Annotated in this window: 18 protein-coding genes; 15 read left to right on the top strand and 3 right to left on the bottom strand. The window is 53.8% G+C overall.

The genetic code is table 11. The features are described from left to right. Positions 1 to 35 precede the first annotated feature (35 nt). The 8 genes from ACFSX3_RS28425 (at position 36) to ACFSX3_RS28390 (ending at position 11982) form a co-directional block, all read left to right on the top strand. On the top strand, positions 36 to 1793 hold the full coding sequence (locus tag ACFSX3_RS28425) for a glycoside hydrolase family 2 protein (RefSeq protein ID WP_209992619.1): 1758 nt from the start codon (positions 36 to 38) through the stop codon (positions 1791 to 1793). Positions 1794 to 1946: 153 nt separating this feature from the next. Beyond that, positions 1947 to 3590: a family 16 glycoside hydrolase gene (locus ACFSX3_RS28420; RefSeq protein ID WP_379313567.1), complete on the top strand. Its 1644-nt coding sequence runs from the start codon at positions 1947 to 1949 to the stop codon at positions 3588 to 3590. A gap of 263 nt (positions 3591 to 3853) precedes the next feature. After that, a complete protein-coding gene (locus ACFSX3_RS28415) occupies positions 3854 to 5164 on the top strand; it encodes an ABC transporter substrate-binding protein (protein WP_209992617.1) in 1311 nt (436 codons plus the stop codon). 92 nt (positions 5165 to 5256) lie between these two features. Further along, a complete protein-coding gene (locus tag ACFSX3_RS28410) occupies positions 5257 to 6180 on the top strand; it encodes a carbohydrate ABC transporter permease (protein ID WP_209992616.1) in 924 nt (307 codons plus the stop codon). A gap of 15 nt (positions 6181 to 6195) precedes the next feature. Continuing rightward, complete coding sequence (locus tag ACFSX3_RS28405; protein ID WP_209992615.1) at positions 6196 to 7008, top strand: carbohydrate ABC transporter permease; 813 nt, start codon at positions 6196 to 6198, stop codon at positions 7006 to 7008. A gap of 103 nt (positions 7009 to 7111) precedes the next feature. Further along, positions 7112 to 8911: a cache domain-containing sensor histidine kinase gene (locus ACFSX3_RS28400; protein ID WP_209992614.1), complete on the top strand. Its 1800-nt coding sequence runs from the start codon at positions 7112 to 7114 to the stop codon at positions 8909 to 8911. 1 nt (position 8912) lies between these two features. Next, on the top strand, positions 8913 to 10559 hold the full coding sequence (locus ACFSX3_RS28395) for a response regulator (protein WP_209992613.1): 1647 nt from the start codon (positions 8913 to 8915) through the stop codon (positions 10557 to 10559). Between the two features lie 160 nt (positions 10560 to 10719). After that, positions 10720 to 11982 (top strand): ABC transporter substrate-binding protein, encoded by a 1263-nt coding sequence (locus ACFSX3_RS28390; protein ID WP_209992612.1) that lies wholly within the window; start codon positions 10720 to 10722, stop codon positions 11980 to 11982. On the opposite strand, the gene ACFSX3_RS28385 is transcribed toward ACFSX3_RS28390, so the two are convergent. Both ACFSX3_RS28385 and ACFSX3_RS28380 read right to left on the bottom strand, forming a co-directional pair. Continuing rightward, positions 11979 to 12776: a lipase family protein gene (locus ACFSX3_RS28385; RefSeq protein ID WP_209992611.1), complete on the bottom strand. Its 798-nt coding sequence runs from the start codon at positions 12774 to 12776 to the stop codon at positions 11979 to 11981. The two genes, ACFSX3_RS28390 and ACFSX3_RS28385, sit on opposite strands and share 4 nt — an antisense overlap. A 125-nt stretch (positions 12777 to 12901) precedes the next feature. Further along, positions 12902 to 14782, bottom strand: coding sequence for an LTA synthase family protein (locus tag ACFSX3_RS28380; protein WP_209992610.1), 1881 nt, complete (start codon positions 14780 to 14782; stop codon positions 12902 to 12904). A 180-nt stretch (positions 14783 to 14962) separates the two neighbouring features. Between ACFSX3_RS28380 and ACFSX3_RS28375 the strand changes: the two genes are divergently transcribed. From ACFSX3_RS28375 to ACFSX3_RS28355, 5 genes are read left to right on the top strand one after another with little or no spacing between them, the layout of a single operon-like run. Further along, complete coding sequence (locus tag ACFSX3_RS28375) at positions 14963 to 15217, top strand: hypothetical protein (protein WP_209992609.1); 255 nt, start codon at positions 14963 to 14965, stop codon at positions 15215 to 15217. Continuing rightward, positions 15214 to 16350 carry an SGNH/GDSL hydrolase family protein gene (locus ACFSX3_RS28370; RefSeq protein ID WP_209992608.1) on the top strand — a complete coding sequence of 379 codons (1137 nt, stop codon included), beginning with the start codon at positions 15214 to 15216 and terminating at the stop codon, positions 16348 to 16350. The genes ACFSX3_RS28375 and ACFSX3_RS28370 overlap by 4 nt, the downstream gene beginning before the upstream one ends. Positions 16351 to 16366: 16 nt before the next feature. Further along, entirely contained in the window at positions 16367 to 16690 is a 324-nt protein-coding gene (locus ACFSX3_RS28365) for a DMT family transporter (RefSeq protein ID WP_036733186.1), read from the top strand. A 2-nt stretch (positions 16691 to 16692) separates the two neighbouring features. Further along, on the top strand, positions 16693 to 17061 hold the full coding sequence (locus ACFSX3_RS28360; protein WP_209992607.1) for a DMT family transporter: 369 nt from the start codon (positions 16693 to 16695) through the stop codon (positions 17059 to 17061). Continuing rightward, positions 17058 to 17798, top strand: a complete 741-nt coding sequence (locus tag ACFSX3_RS28355) for an N-acetylmuramoyl-L-alanine amidase family protein (RefSeq protein ID WP_209992606.1) — start codon at positions 17058 to 17060, stop codon at positions 17796 to 17798. The genes ACFSX3_RS28360 and ACFSX3_RS28355 overlap by 4 nt, the downstream gene beginning before the upstream one ends. 5 nt (positions 17799 to 17803) lie before the next feature. On the opposite strand, the gene ACFSX3_RS28350 is transcribed toward ACFSX3_RS28355, so the two are convergent. Beyond that, entirely contained in the window at positions 17804 to 18337 is a 534-nt protein-coding gene (locus tag ACFSX3_RS28350; RefSeq protein ID WP_209992605.1) for a CDP-alcohol phosphatidyltransferase family protein, read from the bottom strand. 189 nt (positions 18338 to 18526) lie between these two features. Here ACFSX3_RS28350 and ACFSX3_RS28345 point away from each other — a divergent pair, with 189 nt between their 5' ends. Together ACFSX3_RS28345 and ACFSX3_RS28340 are read left to right on the top strand one after the other, a co-directional pair. Further along, positions 18527 to 19408, top strand: coding sequence for an AraC family transcriptional regulator (locus ACFSX3_RS28345; RefSeq protein ID WP_209992604.1), 882 nt, complete (start codon positions 18527 to 18529; stop codon positions 19406 to 19408). A 106-nt stretch (positions 19409 to 19514) separates the two neighbouring features. After that, a complete protein-coding gene (locus tag ACFSX3_RS28340; protein WP_209992603.1) occupies positions 19515 to 20135 on the top strand; it encodes an immunity protein Imm33 domain-containing protein in 621 nt (206 codons plus the stop codon). Positions 20136 to 20166: the final 31 nt, after the last annotated feature.

Genomic DNA, 20166 nt, shown 5'->3' with positions numbered 1-20166 from the left:
CAAAATTATTGTTTATAAGGAGTGTGCGTATTACCATGACAACCCGGCATTATATCAAGGATTATCCGCGGCCGCAGTTCGTCCGTGACGACTGGCAGAGCCTGAACGGGGAATGGGATTTCCGGTATGACGATGACAATACGGGAGAGCGGGAGAGATGGCATGAGGAGCTGCACGGCGATCTGAAGATTCAGGTTCCGTTCACGTATGAGACAGAGGCGAGCGGAATTGGCGAGACCACGTTCCATCCGTATGTATGGTATGAGCGGGAGGTACAACTACCTGATTGCTTGGGCAACAAGCGGGTGCTGCTGAATTTCCAGGCGGTGGATTACATCGCGAAGGTGTGGGTGAACGGAAGCTATGCCGGGGGGCATCAAGGCGGGTACGCGGCTTTTACACTGGATATTACCGATTATCTCAACACGGGAGCCGGAGCAGTGAACCGTCTGACCGTCAAGGCTGAGGATAGCCAGAGCTGTACACAGCCACGGGGCAAGCAGCGCTGGGTGGATGAGAATTTCGAGTGCTTCTATGTGCAGACCACGGGAATCTGGCAGAGTGTGTGGCTGGAGTATGTATCCCCTTCGTACCTGAGGTCTGTCAAAATCACCCCGGATCTCGATAACCGCTCGGTCCATTTTGAATACAATACCCATGGGGCGAGCCCTGATCTCCGGCTGGAGACGCGGATCGGCACCGGGGAGAAGACCTTCAAGCAGGTCTCGCTGCAGGCGGACCGGGCCTCGTTACAGCTGGATGTAGAGCTGACGCATGAAGCGAACGGGCCGTGGAAGCTCCAGTCCTGGTCGCCTGCCGCACCGGTACTGTACGAGGTGGAGTTCATTCTGTACCAGGCAGAGCAGGTGATAGACCGGGTGTACTCTTACTTCGGACTCCGCAAAATCTCCATCGAACAGGGCAAGGTGCTGCTCAACAACACGCCAGTGTATCAGAAGCTGATTCTGGATCAGGGCTATTGGCCGGACAGCCATCTGACCCCGCCTTCGGAGGAGGCGCTGATTGCTGACATTGACGCAATTCTCGCAATGGGCTACAACGGGGTCCGCAAGCATATGAAGATTGAGGATGCTCGCTTCCTGTACTGGTGTGATGTGAAGGGGCTGCTGGTCTGGTCGGAGATGGCGGCCACCTATGAGTTCAATGATGAGGCAGTGGAGCAGTTCACGAAGGAGTGGACAGAGATTGTCCGGCAGCAATATAATCATCCCTCGGTGATTACCTGGGTGCCTTTTAATGAATCCTGGGGTATCCCGCAGGTCTATACGAATAAGCGCCAGCAGCAGTTCACTGAGGGCATCTATCACCTGACCAAAGCGATGGACCCGGATCGTCCGGTAATCGTCAACGACGGCTGGGAGCATACCATCAGCGATATTATTACCCTGCATGACTATGAAGAGAGCGGCGCTGCGTTGCTGGAGCGTTATGCAGACGCCGATAGTGTGCTTGGCGGCAGCTCATCATTCAATAACTGGAAATACGCGATGGCTAAGGGCTACGAATACCGGGGTCAGCCTGTCATGGTCAGTGAATTCGGGGGCATTGCCTTCAACACTGGCGAGGGATGGGGCTATGGGGAGCAGGTGGGCAGTACCGAGGCGTTCATTGAACGTTTCCGCAACATCACTCAGGCGATTAAGGATACCCCGTACATCTGCGGTTATTGCTATACCCAAGTTACGGATGTACAGCAGGAAGTGAATGGACTATTGGCGGCGGACCGGACACCGAAGATTCCACTGGAAGAGATTCGTAAGATCAACCGGTAGCCGAGCGAATAATCGTAACATTGTAGCCTAAATAGCGGTGAATTATCGGTTCAATGACAATGAAATGCCCTTTAGAATCTTTGGTGAAAGCACTTACATCCATTCGGGTGCGTTCAACAGGCTTCACCAATGACGATTAAGAGGAGGGCTTACGTGTTCAAAAAATGGTTCATCTCGCTGTCCGCTTCCCTGTGTCTGCTGCTGATTTTTGCCGCTGTTCCGGCCATGGCCGCAAATGGTCCCGTGGTGTGGGGGACTTCGTCCACCATCACTGACATTAACACGTTCACCGATGCGGGTCCCGATGCCCGCGGAATCAGGCCCGGAACCTTCGGCGCCGAATATGCGCGGATGATCAAGCTGGCGAACGGGGACTGGCTGGCGGTCACCGCCATCTACGACAACAACGGCTATACCAAGGTGTCTTGGGGCGGTACCCGGCTCCAGGTCTTCCGCAGCACCGACAATTGCCGCACCTGGTCGCTGATGTCTACGCTGTGGGAGGATGGCCGTGACCTGGACAACGGGCAGTTCGTGCAGCTCACGAACGGTGATATTTTGCTGGCGATGCGGTCTGTCCGCTGGCAGGAATCGTACAAGCTCAGAGTGTATAAAAGCGTGAACGGAGGCGCGAACTGGAGCTTCCTCAGCACCATCGACGAGAACAATGGCGCTCCCGGCGCGCTTGGGAATCCCGACAAAGGCGTGTACGAGCCGCATATGCAGCTCCTGAATGACGGCTCGGTCGCCGTGATGTATGCAAGCGAGAAGCATGTGACGGAGAATCCGTCGTACAGCCAGATCATTTCCCAGAAGATCTCCACTAACGGGGGGGCCAGCTGGGGGAATGAAATCTATGTTGCTTGGGACCCGTCCAATTCAGGCGCGCGTCCGGGGATGCCGGTCTGGACCAAGATGGCAAACGGGCAGTATATTGTGACTTTTGAGGTGTGCGGGACGCAGAACTGCAGAATTTTCACCAAAAAAAGTCCTGACGGCAAAACCTGGTCCAGCGGCATCGGCACCCAGGTCTCCACTAACCAGCAGGGCGGGCCTTATATCCTGTCTCTGGCGGATGGGCGTCTGCTGCTCAGCTCCAACTCCAATGTGCTGTCCCTAAGCAACGATTACGGGAACACCTGGGTGGACAATGATATTCCGGCCTTCGGAAATTCATGGTGGACGGCGATGTATCAGACGGGCGGGAATGAGATCGCCTTCGTGGATTCGGTCGACCGGAGCGTCGGCGGGCATAATGTTCAGGTTCGGTTCGGGACGCTCAGCGGCGCGTACAGCAATGATTTCTCGGCGAATGACAACGGCTGGGCCCGTTATGGCGGATCGTGGGCGGTGAGCGGGGGCGCCTATAACCTGAATTCAGTGAATGCCGACAAATCGCTGCTCACCCCGTATCCTTCCAGAATGAACTACACACTGGAGGGCGACATCCGGTTGAATAATGCGGGCCAGGGCAGTCTTCTCTTCAATGTAACCGGTCCGGGAACCGGGGCTGATCTGCAAAAGGGTTACGCAGCAGGTATTGACTCTGCTGGTGAGGTCTGGCTTGGACGGTTCAATAATAACTGGACTTCGCTCCAGAGCGTAAATACCCCTATTGCCGTGAACACCTGGTATCACATGAAGGTTGTGGTCAATAACGGTAACATCAAGGTATATGTCGGAGATATGACGGTGCCTAAGATTGACCGCAATGAAGCTGTATACACTTCAGGTACGGTAGGGGTACGCGGCGGCTTCGGCAACAGCGTCAGCTTTGACAATTTTACAGTGAATTGACTGGAATTTCACGGGGGCCTCTCAAGAGGTCCCTTTTTGCGTGCGCAGCCTGTTCTCTATCTGTCGATTCTCTACCCTCCGTAAGATCGTCTACCTGCCTGCGAATTTAGCCCGGTTAACATCTGTCGTTTGTTCACCAAGGAGCGGCGGTTTGTCGGTTCAAGCACAGCGGTGTTCGCTGTAGAGTTAGAGATAAGAAAGCCCTTACATCAAGCGGTGAAGGCTTTCCTTGCACAAACTTTACGGAGAAGAGGGTTGTACAGATGAGGATGAACAAAAGCTTAACAAGTGTGGTTACGGCTGGGCTGGCGCTGGCTCTGGTCCTGCAGGGATGCTCCTCCGGAAATACAGAGAACGGAGCGGCCAAGGCATCGGATGAACCGGCGGCAACGGGGAGCACAGAGAACAGTCCGGTGGAAATCTCCTTCTGGAATATGTTCGGCGGCGGGGAAGGGGAGTTCGTAGATCAGATTATCAAGGGCTTCAACGACTCGCAGCAAGAGGTGACCGTTAAGCCGCTCCGCCTGGAATCCAATGAGTATTATGCGAAGCTCGGCACGGCGCTGTCGTCCTCCAAAGGCCCGGATGTCGCGGTAGCTCACGTGGAGCGCATCTCGCCGTTCGTGAAAGCCCAGCAGATTGTGCCGGTGGATGAGCTGGCCTCCAAGGTAGGGTTCGACCTGAAGCAAATTTCGGACTCGAATATCAAAAGCGTATCTTATGACGGCAAGCCCTATGCAGTTCCGCTGGATACCCACTTCCATATGTTCTACTACAATAAGGATATTCTGAAACAGGCTAACCTGCTTAATGAAGACGGTACGCCCAAACTGGACGATATGACCCCGGCAGGCTTCGAGAAGACGCTCTCTGAGATTCAAGCCAAGGTGCCGGATGTCCAGGCGATGGCGGTGAACACGCCGTATTTCCAGGAGCCGTTCCTCAATCTGTATTATGAATCCGGCGGCGAGCTGCTGAACCCGGAGATGACCAAGGCGAGCATCAACAACCCGCAGGCACTGGATGTGCTGAACTTCTATAAGGATGTCTTCAATAAAAAATATGCCGACCTCAATGACAAGACGCCATGGGATACCTTCCATAACGGGAAAGCCGCCTTCTGGTTCGGCGGGGTCTGGGAAGCAGGGCTGCTGCTGGGGGATGAATCACTCCATATCGGCGCTATGCCACTGCCACCGATCTTCGGCAGCCAGACGCACTGGGGCAGCTCTCATACGCTGGTCATCCCGTCATATGTCACTCCTGAGAAGCAAGAGGCCGCAGCCAAGTTCATGAAGTATTTCTCTGAAGTGGGCGGGGAGGTCTGGGGACAGGCGGGCCATGTGCCGGCGAACAGTAAGATCACGGAGAGCGAGGCCTACAAGAGCCTGCCTTACCGCAGCGAATTCATCGAGGGGCAGAAGACAGTGAAGTTCGCGCCGCCGACCGATAAATATACGACGATTATCACTACGGTTTCTGAAGGGCTACAGAACATTATCTTCGGCAGCGAGACGCCGGAGGACGGCTTGGCTAAGCTGGAGAAGCAGATTAATGAGGTACTGGAGAACTAGCCTTATCTGGCCGGATTGGGATGAGCTCCTGCCTGAAGGCGGGGGTCCCGCTCCGGCTTATGTATTATTTCATTTGAAGGAGAGAGACAACAATGGAGCGGAGCTTGAGTGAGAAAAGGCCGGCTGCGGCTCTTCGCAGAGCAGAGCCTATACACCTGCTGACTGAACTGAAGGCTATTCTGTATCTGATCCCGTTCCTGATTCCGTTCACGGTGTTCTATCTGTGGCCGGTGATCCGCGGAGCCTGGATGAGCCTGCATGTGTGGGGCATTCAAGGGATGCAGAAGTATGTGGCTCTAACGAACTATGCGAAAATTCTGACGAATTCAGATTTCTACGCGTACCTCTGGAACTCGTTCTATTTCGTGCTGCTGTGCGCGCCTACGGTGATCATTCTGGGGCTGCTGCTTGCCCTTATTATTAATCAGCGAATCTGGCTGCGGACCCTGATCCGCTCGGTGTTCTTCCTGCCGTATGTCCTGTCGGTCTCTGTAGTCAGCTTCATCTGGCTGCGGCTGCTGGATGCGAAGAACGGCCCGGTGAATGCAGCCTTACATATGCTTGGCATTAATGCGGACATCAACTGGCTTACGGATCATCGGTTCGTGTGGTGGGCAATTACGATTGCAACCGACTGGTGGAGCGTCGGGTTCGTCATGGTTCTGTTCCTGGCCGGGCTGCAGGAGATCCCGACCGATCATTATGAAGCGGCGAAGATCGACGGCGCGAATGCCTGGCAGCGATTCTGGAGCATTACCCTGCCGGGGCTGTCAAGCGTGATGAAGATCCAGATTTTTTATCAGATTATCAACTGTCTCAAGCTGTTCGGGCAGGTACAGATTATGACCGGCGGCGGGCCGGGCGATTCCACGAATACGATGATCCGCTATATCTATGTCACGGGGTTCAAAAAGGATATGTTCGGCATGGCTGCAGCGCAGTCCATGGTGTTCTGCTTCATCATGCTGCTGATCGCCGTGATTCAATTCAAAATTACAGACCGCAAGGACGGATAGGAGAGGAGAAGATTCATGAAGAAGCTTGGTTTAAATGCTGTGGCTATGGTGCTTGCCCTGCTGTTTGTTTTTCCGCTGATCTGGATGTTTCTCACCTCCCTGAAGCCCGATGGCGTGAACGTCTATACGCTGGCCGATTGGGTGGATTGGTCGGATCTGAATACCGGTAATTATGTAAAAGTCATTAGAGATTCGCAGATTCTGCTCTGGAGCTGGAACAGTCTGGTGATCGGCGTGCTTACTACCCTGATCTCCATTCTGCTTAGCTCGCTGGCCGCCTTCTCGTTCTCCAAGCTGCCATTCCGCACACGGGGCATCTTCTATGTGCTGATTGTCTCGGGCCTGCTGATTCCGACAGAAGCCATTCTGATTCCGCTCTATGAGACCGCGCTGCATCTGGAGCTAATAGATAATATCTGGGCGATTATCCTGCCGGGATTGACCAACCCGATCGGTATTCTGCTGCTGAAGCAGTTCATGGACGGTGTGCCTAAGGATTATATTGAAGCCGCTCAAATCGACGGCAGCCGCAGCTTCCGGCTCTGGTGGAGTATCTGCCTGCCGCTGACCCGCTCCGCGATGGTGTCGGTGGGAATCTTCTTTTTCATCCTCTCGTGGAACAACTTCCTGTGGCCTTATCTGGCGATTACCTCGGAGGAGAATATGATTCTGTCGGCAGGGCTGCCCACCTTTTTGTCGAATAATAATATGTCGCTCAATCTCATTATGACAGCCAGCGCCATTGCGGCGATTCCGACGATTGTTGTCTTTATCCTGCTCCAGCGTCAGATTGTCCAGGGCGTAGCCATGTCAGGGGTCAAGGGTTAGCCTGAACCAGATCATATAACGGGAAAGGATATAGAGCATGCGTACATCTCCTGAGAGTTCTGCCAGGTCCTTGCGGCTCCGCTTGATATCCTGGATCATACAAATGAAGAGCAGCATGCGCTATAAGTGGATGCTGCTGCTTGTTCTCTTCTCCTTGACACCGCTGGTGGTCATGGGGATTATTTCTTTTTCCATCTCAAAATCAACCATTAACGACAAGGCCACCGAGTATTCGGAGCATCTGCTGGATCAGACCGCCGATAATCTCGATACGCGCCTGGGCATCTACAAGGATATGCTGATGCAGGTGCTGAACAATCATGAGATTGTGGGGATGCTGCGGGCCCTTGATGGGACCGGTCCGGCCAGCTATGATGTGGATAGTCTGTCTCTGACGACGAAGCTGTCCACGATTGTGGCGATTAATCAGGATGTGCAGTCCATCTCCTTCGTGTCGGATAAGCATTATATCAAAGGGATCTACCGCTGGAGCACGCGAACGCCCGCCGAGGTGGAGCCGTTCCTTGCGACCCTTAAGGGCGGCAGTAATTTCCGCTGGTATCCGACCCGCTACGGAACTTATGTGGACAGCCTCAATTCGCAGAGCACCCATGTCTTCTCAGTCGCCAAGCAGCTCTATAAAATATCGGATGACAGTCCCCTAAAGATTGTAGCGGTGCTGGATATCCGTGAGGATGTGATTAAGGAGCTGGTCTCGAAGGCGTCCAGCAACAACCGTGATCTGCAAAGCTTCGTGATGGACGGCGGAGGCGGGCTCGTCTCGTACCCGGACAGCGGGCTGATCGGCCGGAGCGTGAGCGAGGTGCTGGGACAGGCCGGCTATGAGCAGCTCGTGCGTACCGGACAGGAGGAAACGAGGTTCCCGCTCGCTTACAAGGGAGACAGTCTAATCGTGAATGCCAAGAAGCTGCATACGAATGACTGGGTGGTTGTGAATGTAATCTCCAAGGCCGCGCTGTATCAGGATTCGAACCGTCTTCTGCAGATTTTTATTTTCGTCGGGCTGCTCTGCATCATCTTCTCAGTCATTGCGGCGCTGGTGCTGGCGAACTCGATTACGAACCCGATTCTGAAAATGATCCGGCTGATGCGCCAAGTCATGTCCGGCGAGCTCAGCGTCCGCTATAAAGCGAAAAGCAGACATGATGAGATCGATATCCTTGGTGACAATTTCAACGCGATGGTGGTACAGATCGACGGACTGCTGAAAGCGGTATATGTGGAGCAGGAGCAGAAACGGATGGCGGAGCTGAAGGCGTTGCAGGCGCAGATTAACCCGCATTTTTTATACAACACACTGGATATTATTAAATGGACGGCGCTCATTCAGAAGGCCAACAACGCGGCAGAGATGGTCAGCTTGTTGTCGCGTCTGCTCAGGATCAGTCTGGGCCGGGGGGAAGAGACGGTGACGGTGGAGGAAGAGATTGAGCATGTGCAATGTTATCTCGGCATACAGAAGTTCCGGTTCAACTTCAATATTGAGACTGTGATTGAGCTGGATGAAGAGGTACGCCGCTTGCATACACCGAAGCTGATCCTCCAGCCGATTGTGGAGAATGCGATCATCCATGCTTTTGGAGAGATGGAGTCGGGTGGTATCATCCGCATCACCTGCAGCAAGGTGCCGGGCAATCAGGTGGAGTTCGAGGTGACGGATAACGGCAAAGGCATGGACCCTGCGCTGGTGCGCAGTCTGCTGGACGGGCAAGCGCGGGAGGAGGAGAAGCCGGGGGGCATCGGGCTGGCGAATGTGGATGAACGGGTGAAGCTGATTTGCGGTAAAATGTACGGGATCGAAATTCACAGTGAGCCGGGCACAGGTACGGCGATACGGGTCAAGCTGCCGCTCATGACAGATGATATAAGGGGGAACCGATGATATGTACCGGGTCATTATCGTAGAAGATGAATTTATCGTGAGATATGGCATCCGGTCGATGATCGAATGGGAGGCTATTGGACTGGAGGTGACCGGGGAAGCCGCGAACGGCCGGGAAGCGCTGGAGCTGATGGCAGCCGGACTGCCCGACATCCTGATTACCGATATCAAGATGCCCGTAATGGACGGCATTGAACTGATTGCCGAGGTGCGGAAGCGCTCAGCGGAGCTGAAGATTATCATCCTCAGCAATCTGGAGGATTTCCAGTATGCGAAGGAAGCGATTAAGCATAACGTATCTGAATATATGATCAAGTCGGATATGATGCCGCGTGATTTCGAGCAGGTACTGCTTAAGTTGAAGGAGAGCCTCGAAGGGGCGCAGAAGCCCTGGGAGGAAAAGTCCGCGCCTGCTCATATTGTGCCGGTGCATAAGGAGAACTTCCTGATCGGGCTGTTGGAACGCGGGGCGGTTCAAGGCAGGATCGAACGCGATACACTTACGCTGGCAGGGCTTGCGGATAAGCGGCCGCTCTATGTGCTGCAAATTCTGCCGGGGGGCAGAGCAGAGCCGGAGTATGGGCAGGGAGCCGCAGTAATCCGCAGCCTGTTCGAAGAGATTGGGCTAAATGATCCTGCTCTCGGCTATGAGCTGGTTCGTGACAGACAAGGTGTACTGCATGTAATTGTAACCTCAGAGGTAATGGTGCAGCCCGATAAGGCTGCGGTTAGGGACCGCTTGCGCAGCTCCAGTGAACAGCTGATTCTCCAGCTATCCCGCCAATACTGCTGGACTGTAACGATTGGCATTAGCGGAGAAGTCAAGGAGTGGGCGGATTTGAAAAATGCGTATGTCCAGGCCGCAGGCGCTGCAAGAATGAAGCTGTTCATGGGAACGGGCCGTGTGCTGGTTCACGGGAGCGATGAGCTGCTGGCGCAGGGGGCGCAGTCTAACGCAGCGCAGCTTCAATTGATACAGTCAGGGACTACACTAGCGCCATCGCTTCAGATTAGCAGCCATCAGATTCAGTCGATGGTCTATGCTTTTCAGTCGGGAGAGCTGGAGGAATATCTGGAGCGGTTGTTCGATCAGCTTGCCATGCGCAGGGATGCGGAGCTGGTACAGATTATCTCGCTGGAGCTGCTGATGATCCTGACCACTCTGTGGCCGGATGTCTCGAAGGATGCGGAGCAGGTGCTTGAGCTGAAGAAGCAGTACTTCGACGAACTGTCGAAGCTGGAGACGCTGGAAGAGAGCCGGGGATGGTTCCGGCAGGCCTTCCAGGCGCTTGTTGCACATATGAAAGAGATGTATAATAGCGACCGTAACAGTATTATTAAGGCGACTCAGTACATCCAGCAGTATTACCACCAGGAGATTACCCTGCAGTCGATCAGTGGGCTGGTCCATCTGAGCAAGAACTATTTCGCCAATCTGTTCCGAAAAGAAGTTGGGGAGAGCTTCCTGGAGTATCTGACCCGCATCCGCATTGAGAAGGCGAAGACCTTGCTGACCGGCGAATTGAAGGCTGGCGACATAGGCAGTCTGGTCGGCATTCAAGACCCTAAGTATTTCTCCAAGGTATTTAAGAAAATCACAGGCGTATCTCCCTCCGAGTATCGTGCGCTGGTCCGGAAGGAGTGGTAAGGGAATCGTTCGACGGAACTTATTGATAACGCTTACAATATTTAGGTAGCTTGGACAGGGTAGGAGAATCAAGGGGGTACTCTGCAAGCTGCACGGACGCGGAAATTCTTGCATCATTCGCCTGTTAGATTGATTTTAAGCTTCAAGGAGGAGGAGGAAGATGAAGCTGATCCTGCCTGTTCTGCTGCTGTGTCTGCTGCTGCTCACGGGCTGTGCGGATTTCTCTTCCAGGAATACGGAGCCGCCGGAGCGCAGCACGCCTGTGACGATCTCCTTCTGGAATCCGTTCGGAGGGGGTGAGGGCGAGTTCGTAGAGCGGATCATTCATGACTATAATGCCTCGCAGAGTGCAGTGTTCGTCAAGCAGCTCAGATTGGAATCGAACGAATATTATGCGAGACTCCGCACCGCGCTGTCCTTCGGTAAGGGACCGGATGTGGCAGTCATCCATGCCGACCGTCTGTCACCGTTCATCAAAGCGCAGCAAATCATACCGCTCAATGCTCTGGCAGAGCAGGGCGGATTCCAGTTCAATCAGATCGGGGAACAGAACCTTCAGAGCGTCAGCTATGCCGGGCAATATTATGCGGTGCCTCTGGATACACATTTCCATATGCTCTATTACAACAAAAAGATCCTGGCCAAGGCTGGCGTATTGTCTCCCGCCGGAACGCCGCTGCTGGAAGAGAATACGCCAGAGGGATTCACCCGCCTGCTGCGGCAGATTGCTGCGCGGGTACCGGGTGTACAGCCTATGGCGGTGAACACCCCGTATTTTCAGGAGTCTTTTCTCGATCTGTATTATCAGGCGGGTGGAGAGCTGCTCAGCCGGGATATGAAGCGGACGGCAATCAATAATGAGCAGTCACTGGAGGTTCTGACTTTTTATCAGCGGTTGTTTGACGAGGGATTAAGCGATTTGAGCGATAATACGCCCTGGGATTCCTTTGATAACGGACAGGCAGGCCTGTGGTTCGGCGGGGTATGGGAGGCGGGCCATCATCTGGACAATAAGGCGCTGGATATCGGGATTATACCTCTTCCGCCGATCTTCGGCAGCTCAGCCCATTGGGGAAGCTCCCACACCCTGGTGATTCCTGCCTACACTACCGAGGAGAAGCAGGCGGGTGCCATGGACTTCATGAAATATTTCTCGGAGGTGGGCGGGATGATCTGGGGCGAGGCGGGTCATGTTCCGGCGAATCTTACAGTTGAACAGAGCCGGATGTACCGGGACCTGCCTTACCGGGAGCGGTTTATTCAAGCCAGAGATCAGGTCAAGTTCGCCCCGCAGACGGATAAATATGCGGCTCTGTTCACTGCAATGTCTGAGGAGCTGCAGCATATCGTGCGCAACCGGATACAGCCCGAAGCAGGACTTAAGCGGCTGGAGGAGAGTCTTAATCAGATCCTGGCGAACTAGGTGACCAGCTCCGGGACCGGACAGAACCCGGGGTTCGCGGCGCACAAGGCTGCGGTGAATTCCGGCCGGGTCTCCCTCAGTACAGCGAAATAACTACGGATGACATGGTTCAGCTCGGGGCTGCCATTCTGGAAGGATAGGGATTTAAGGGTCTGGACATGGGTGTAATAGTATTTGGTCTTCTGCTTGGGCAGCTTGTAGACGGTTGGCGGAACATACGTTGTGACGTCAAAAAGATTGGCATAGCGGTAGCTGCTGCGCACATACCGGCTGAAGGCCTTGGCAAAATCCGGGTCCCCGACACGCGGAGACCCGTAGGTATACAGCCGCGGGGCGGTGAAGGCGGAGTTGGCAGCAACATCCAGCGCACACAGAGTGGCCAGTGCCCCGCCAAGGCTATGGCCTGTTACATACAGCGTCTTCTCCGGGGACAGAGTGCCAAGTACGGAGAGAATGGCATCCCGAGCGGATGCATAGATGTCGGTGAACCCTCGGTGGGTCATGCAGGGCTCCTGAATGTATTTGAATTTCTTTTGCGCGGCATTCATGTTCGAGAGCCAATCATTGGTGGAGATGCTTCCGCGCCAGGCAATAACGATCTCCTGCGGTGATTCCAGAATGAATCCGAACAGCTCCCAGACATTCCCCATGGATTTCGCTTGAAAGCTGTGAACAGCCGAGAAGTCCGCCGGTACCACAAACACACCCTCCGCATTGGCAAATTGGGTATAGGTCTGTCCGCAGACAGCCGCCAGAAAAATTGCCCACTCTTCTACATCTCTCCGGTTAGTCATCCCGCATCCCGCCCTTCTTTTCTATCTGTGTATGATCAGAAGGCGGGATTGGTGCAGCCCTAACCGCACCTCAAGTATAAATAAGCCCGGTTCAGGAAAAGGAATCCGAACCGGGCTTTGCACATTTACTCGCTCACATCTGTTTTTTCCACCGGGCGGTCACGCAGCTGATTAACATAGCTGTCGGACATACGGAGCAGCTCCAGCGCCCGGGTGAATTCATCCTCCGTCGATTGAAGCTGATCTGTTCCGTTACCGGACAGGGTGTAATGCTGGCCGTCCTCGAACCCGCTGCCTGACAGGAACAGTTCTTCATTATTAACGAATGATCCTGTAGGCAGATAATAACGCTGCGGCAGCAGGTTATACGCTGTCTGATTAAGCAGATCCTGTCCGAAGTGGATATGATAGTCCAGCGGAACCCCGAGCAGATTGGCAACGGTCGGCAGAATATCCACCTGGCCGCCTAACTGCTCCTTCAGTGCCGGTGTAGTAACGCTGGTTGCTGAGATGATGAGCGGAATATTAATCAGATCACGCTCATTATACTCATGCTCCAGGATTTCCTGCAGCAGGACTTTATCCCCTTCCTTGAGCGAGAAAATCGGAAGCCCGCGGTGATCGCCGTAGAGGACCACCACGCTGTTATCCCACACACCGCTGCTCTTAAGCTCATCAAGAAATTGGCCCAGCGCATAATCCGCATAGTTCTCAGCCCGGATATAGTCACCGACTAGCGTCCCTTCGTACCGTTCCGGCAAGGTCATCTTGTATTTGCTCTCCGGGATCGAGAACGGATTATGCGACGACATCGAGATTACATGAGCGTAGAAGGGCTGTTCACGCTGATCCATCCGCGCAAGCTCCGCAGAGGTCTTTCGGTACAGGACTTCATCCGAGGCGCCATAGAAGACCGCATCCTCTTCGCCGAAGTAGGTTTTGTCGTAATATTGATTGAAGCCCAGCGCCTTATACAGCTCCCCGCGGTTCCAGAACTCTACATTATTGGTATGAAAAGTCGCGGTATCGTAGCCCTGGGCCTCCAGCAGCTTCGGCAGACTGGGCAGATCCTTCGGAGCATACTTATCTGTGGCCGGACCGTCCGGCGGTACATAATAGGAAGTGTTGACGGTGAATTCGGCATCCGAGGTATTGCCTTGGCCTACCTGCTGAAAGAACCGGGGGAAATAGTAGCTCTCGCCAGCCAGCTTATTCAGGTTAGGCGTGATTTCGGTTCCGTCCACCGACAGATTGATCAGGAAGGACTGCAGAGACTCCATTTGCAGGATGATCAGATTCTTGCCCTTGGCAGCCCCAAACAGGAGCGGATCAGCCTTCTGCTGAATGCCCTTCGTCATGTCGATACCGGCCTGGGAGATCTGCGCAGGGTCCATAGGCTCCTCTGCGGGTTCACGCAGCAATGCGTAGGCTTCATAATTGAGAATGCCCATTTGCTCTGCCTTGACATTCTCATTCATACTGGCTTTATTGGGGAAAATATTCATCATGCACAGCGTAAGCGAGAGGCAGAACAAGATAGCCACTGCCTTGCGGTTGCTGGGACGGGACATGGAATGCTTCCAGGCCAGCGCTTTCTTGCGTCTGAGCATGATCAGGCTGATGATAATGATGTCTACGAAGATAAGCATATATTGCGGATGCACGACGGCGAATATACTTTTTTTGACGGCGCCTACCTGCTTGACCTGACCGAAGACTTGTGATGTAGCAATCATACCAAAATGATTATGATAGACGATGAGAGAGAAGAACAGGACGGTAATGAGCAGATTGACGATCAGATAGATGGCGACCTTATGCTTGGTGGCGAACCATTCGATGAGGCAGAACAGCAGCAGCACGAACGGGATTTCCTTAAGCCAGGTGGTCCAGGTTGGCCCGTCCTCGAATAAGTAATACCAGGCGAAATAACTCTTCACCAGCATGATCAGCGAGAAGAACAGAATCGACCTTTTTCGAAGCGAACGTGATTCCTTGTAAGGCATTGCGTATGCGCATCCTTTTCTATATAATCCATTAATTCTATTACAGGGCCGAGTTCAAAATCAACCGGATTTAAGGGCGGTTTGGTGAAAAATAAAGGTGAAAATTCGCCGCATATACGTTATTCTCTAAGAAGCATCCGGGAAGTTGAGCCGTTGATAAACGAAGCAGGAGGAACAATTATGACAAAAGAATTCTCGCGCCAATATACAGACAGTGTGAAGCAGGAACTATTGAACAGACTCGGCCTGAAGCAGGTGTATTTCAAGGGACAGCAGGGCGAGGATCTGTTATATGAAGCAACAGGCTTTGACCGCGGCACCTCGCATAAATTCTGTGTTAGAACGCGGAAGGGCACCGTTGACGAATGGGTAGGCGGCAAGTGGATGAAGGTCCGCAGCTTCTCGATTGCCGGCAAACAGGAGGGATTAGAATGAGCAGCCATTCCCATTTGCAGTTACAGGTACAGCCTTTGACAGAGATCAAGCATCTTAAGATTCATGGCAGAACGACCGGAGCGCTCAACCCTCTGACGTTATTCTGGACGGGCAGTGCGATAGAGGTGAACCTCCAGGCCTCCGAGCTATGGCTTGAAGTGGAGTCCGATTACGATCATCACGAGTCCTGGATCAGTGTACTGATCAACTCCGTTCCCGTCAGCAGACAGATGGTGAATGCCGGAAGGCACTGGATCTGCGTATTCAGAGGGATGAACCCTGAGCAGGTGAAGAATATCCGGATTGTAAAAGAGGTCCAGGCGATGAGCGGCGATCCCGGCTCTTATCTTCAGTTCCATGCAGTCCGCACAGACGGCAGCTTCCTGCCTGTTGAAGCGAAGCCGTACCGGCTGGAGTTCATCGGTGACAGTATCACCTCAGGTGAAGGAGTCATCGGTGCCAAGATGGAAGAGGACTGGATTCCCGCCTGGTTCAGCGGCGTGCATAACTATACAGCGATAACAGCCGAGGCCGTGCAGGCTGAATTCCGGGTGATCTCACAGAGCGGATGGGGCGTGCTCTCCAGCTGGGATAATAACCCCAAGGGCAATATCCCTGACATCTATGAGAAGGTCTGCGGTCTGCTGACCGGTCCCCGTAATGAAGCGCTTGGGGCGCATGCGATGAATGATTTTACGGCCTGGCAGCCGGATGTGGTTGTAGTCAACCTGGGCACCAATGATGACGGCGCGTTCAACTCCCCCGAGTGGCTGGATGAGGACACCGGGCGTATCTATAAGCAGCGGCTGAATGAAGACGGAAGCTATCATGAGGAGGATCTGGCCGCCTTCGAGACCGCAGTCACGAGGTTCCTGGCGAAGCTGAGAAGCTATAACCCCGGGGCGCATCTTCTCTGGGTGTATGGAATGCTGGGCCTCTCCCTGATGCCGGCGATCTACCGTGCAGTGGATGAATACATGAAGTCTACGGGCGACAAGAACGTGTCGGTGTTCCAGTTGCCGAATGTGACGAATGAAACGATGGGAGCACGGACCCATCCGGGCCTGCCTGCGCACGAGCAGACTGCAAGGGAGTTAAGCGGCTATATCCGGGGTCTTTTGTCAGGGTCATGAATTAGGAGGCAATCCATTGAATGCTTATGTGTTATTATCGTTAGCCATTGTGAGTGAGGTCTTCGGCAGCTCTATGCTTAAGGCATCGAACGGGTTCAAAAAGCTGCTTCCCTCCATTGCGGTAGTCGCTGGTATGGGCCTGGCGTTCTTCAATCTGTCACTGGCATTGAAGGAGATCCCTCTCGGGACAGCTTATGCCATCTGGTCTGGCGTGGGAACGGCATTAACTGCATTGGTTGGTGTACTGGTCTATAAGGAACGCCTGAATGTGCGAAAAATAGCAGGCTTAATTCTCATCATTGGCGGTGTGGTTCTGCTGAAGCTGTCAACGGGGGTGTAGAGATGAGAGGTTACTTCGCGCTAAGCATCGCTATTATGTCGGAAATCTTCGGTACGACGATGCTCAAGCTCTCCGATGGATTCAGCACTGTGCTGCCATCGATCGGAGTAGTACTTGGAATGGGCCTGGCTTTTTACTGCTTATCGATCAGTCTTCGTACCATACCTTTGAGCCTGGCTTATGCCATCTGGTCTGGCGTGGGAACAGCGCTGACGGCACTGATCGGCATCCTGCTCTGGAATGATCCGTTCAATCTGCTCACCGGCATCAGTCTGCTGATCATTATCGGGGGTCTGGTGCTGCTGAATTCACCGGATAAGACCAGCCGTGAGAGTACTCCTGAAGCGGGCGGGAAGGAGTTGCCCGAATGAGGAAAATGTACCTGATAGCTGCCATATGGCTCAGCCTATTGCTGCTGGCGGCATGTAGCGATGGCGCCGGGAAGGGTTCAGGCGGGAAGATTGCCGATACAGGTCTAAGTGCGGCCCCGGCTGAGGATTCGGCCATTCGTGTACCCCGAAGTACGGGTCAACCGCAAAGCAGCAGCCAGCCCTACCTGGGCAGGGTCTATAAGGTTGTGGTAGATCCGGGCCACGGCGGGGAAGATCCCGGGGCAGTCTCTGTAAGCGGACGCTTGGAGAAGGATTTCAATCTGAGCCTGTCAGAGAAAATCGCAGCCACGGTCGAGCAGGACCCGCAGCTTGAGATCCTGCTTACCCGGACCGGGGATGCTTTTATCTCCTCACAAGAGCTGTTCCGGCCCCAGTACGCCAACAACCTGCCCGCAGACCTGTTCATCTCCATTCATGGCAACACCTATGAGGATGCGTCGGCATCGGGTACGGAAACCTTTTATTATCATGAAGAATCCTTGGCTTGGGCCGAGACTATACATAAGCATGTCATTCAAGCTACCGGCCTCAAAGACCGCGGCGTGAAAAAAGGGAATTTCTTCGTCCTGCGCGATACGGTAATGCCGTCGGTGCTGCTGGAGCTGGGCTATTTAACGAATCCCGGCGACGAGGCGAAGATGTGGACCTCCGGGTTCCAGGAGAGCGTGGCCTCCGCTGTTGTAGATGGAATCAGCGAATATTTGGGGCTGGAGTGAGCTGATCAACGCCGCACATACAGCCCCTTGCGGTCCAGCTGCAGCTCACTTGAGATCAGAAGCAGGATAAGTTCCTCAATTGCAGATAGAGTGGCTATTAAGCATACAACTATTGTCCAGATCGCCTGATTCACATAGGGAAGCAGCAACGGTGTAAGGAATAGAAGTAATCCGGCAAGCTTGTTCCCGTAGGTATGAATGCTGCCGTAGGTTCTGAATTTGCGCAGCGCGGTTAGGATGGAGGCTCCCCGGATGACGGCAATCAGCACGACCCACAGGATGAGGCCGAGAGTCAGACCGAGGAACGGATATAAGGTATAGAGTGCAGTGCCTGCCAGTGTCATGTCGGCCACAGAATCGAGCTTGGCACCGAGGCTGCTAACCGTACCGGTCATTCGGGCAATAGGACCATCCAGCATATCGGTAATTCCGCACAGAAGATAGACTACAGTGAAGCCCGTGCCCAGCGGCACCATATATAGCAGCAGAAGGGCAAGCCCGATCCGGCTGAGTGTGATGCAGTTGGGGACAAGCTTCATGGCAACCTTCCTTTTAACCGAGTAATGGTGATTTCCTGCCTAGCTTATTCGTATGTATTCTATGCTTCATTATCGCTCTAAATTTACGGATTGTCTTGAATAAAAAAGTACCCGTTAATATGGTGCAGGAACTGTCGGATGCTGCCCCGGCGTAGCTGTTAATCTGATGGGGAGGAAAGGGAGGACACGATGAACCTGCTGGAAGATATGAATGCTGCACTCTTCTACATTGAAGAGCACCTGGACGACGAGATTGATATAAAAGTGGCTGCGGGCTACGCGTTATGCTCGGAGTATCATTTTACACGGATGTTCTCCTTCCTGGCCGGTATCCCGCTCTCGGAATATATCCGCCGCAGACGTCTCACGCTGGCTGCCTTCAAGCTGCAGGGGAGCCAGCACCGGATTATTGATGTTGCCCTGGAGTACGGGTACACTTCGCCGGATGCATTCACAAAAGCCTTTCAGCAGCTTCATGGCGTAACGCCTTCAGAAGCAAGAACGGCAGGGACACCCCTGAAGGCCTTTCCTCGAATGACTTTTCAGTTAACCATTAGAGGAGGCAATGAAATGAATTACCGCATTGAGGAGAAAGAGGCCTTTCGGATCGTTGGACTTAAGAAAAGGGTAGCCATCCAGTTCAGCGGGGTGAACCCGGAGATCGCTGCCATGTGGCAGAGTCTGAGTATGGAGATGATAGGGGAGCTGAAGGGGCTGTCGAATATCATTCCGGCCGGGATGATCAGCGCATCCGTGAATTTCCCGGAAGGACGGATGGATGAACGCGGGGAGCTGGATCATTATATTGGTGTTGCCACCACGCTGGAAGCTCCGCTATCCTATGCCAAGCTTGAGGTTCCTGCGTCCACGTGGGCTGTATTCGAAGCAGTGGGGCCGTTCCCGGACACACTTCAGAATATCTGGGGCCGGATCTACTCCGAATGGTTCCCCTCTTCCAATTACGAGCAGGTCGAAGGGCCGGAGCTTCTGTGGAATGAAAGCAAGGATACCAGTTCGCCAACATTTAAAAGTGAAATATGGATTCCGGTGCGTGAAGCAGGGCGCCCTTAACGGTGCAGGTATCCATCCAGAGTAGCACGGTCTCCAATCAGAATGAATAGTGCCTCCTACAATCGGGTAATGGTAGTCTAGTATAACTAACTAGGAGGCATACTTCATGGAGTGGACTTTGGAAGATGTGGAAGAGACGAGTAGGCTACATCCTGAGTCGTTTTTTATTCCTGCAAGACAGGAGCGGGAAGCGCAGGGCACGGGGAGAATGGTGCGGCTGCACTTCATGCTGGCCCATCCGGCTGAAGGGCAGCCGCGTGCGGAGCGGATGTGGGTGGAGATCACCGGGAGAGATCCGGTTACAGGGCGGTACACAGGCGTTTTGACCAATACACCCGGGGTGATCCAGTCGCTGCAGCTCGGAGATCCGGTCGAATTCGAACCCAGACATATCGCGCAGACCATCCTTCGAAAAGGAGACCCTGCATGGGTCGAAGCCGGAGAGAAGGCGGCTATGGTCACCAGGCAATGCCTGACGTCAGGCAGAGGTGTGCGCTGGATGTACCGGGAGGCCGCTACCCGTGAAGAAGACAGCGGCTGGCGGCTGTTCACCGGAGAAGAAGATAACGCTTATCTGAGCGACCCGAAGAATACGGCCATCATGAATGTGTATGATCTGATTGACCGGGACCCGAGCTTGCTGGAGCCTTTTAAAGGAGTTGTGGGTACAGCGTTTGAACGGAGCGGACCGGACGCCGATTGGGTAGAGGTGAAGAATTGGCGGTGAGCATGATATACTAGGCTGGCGGACACAGGTG

It is taken from the genome of Paenibacillus rhizoplanae (assembly GCF_042684125.1).
GTDB lineage: Bacteria > Bacillota > Bacilli > Paenibacillales > Paenibacillaceae > Paenibacillus_AQ > Paenibacillus_AQ rhizoplanae.
Note: the sequence above shows the minus strand (reverse complement) of the source record. Positions and strands in the feature narration are given on the sequence as shown.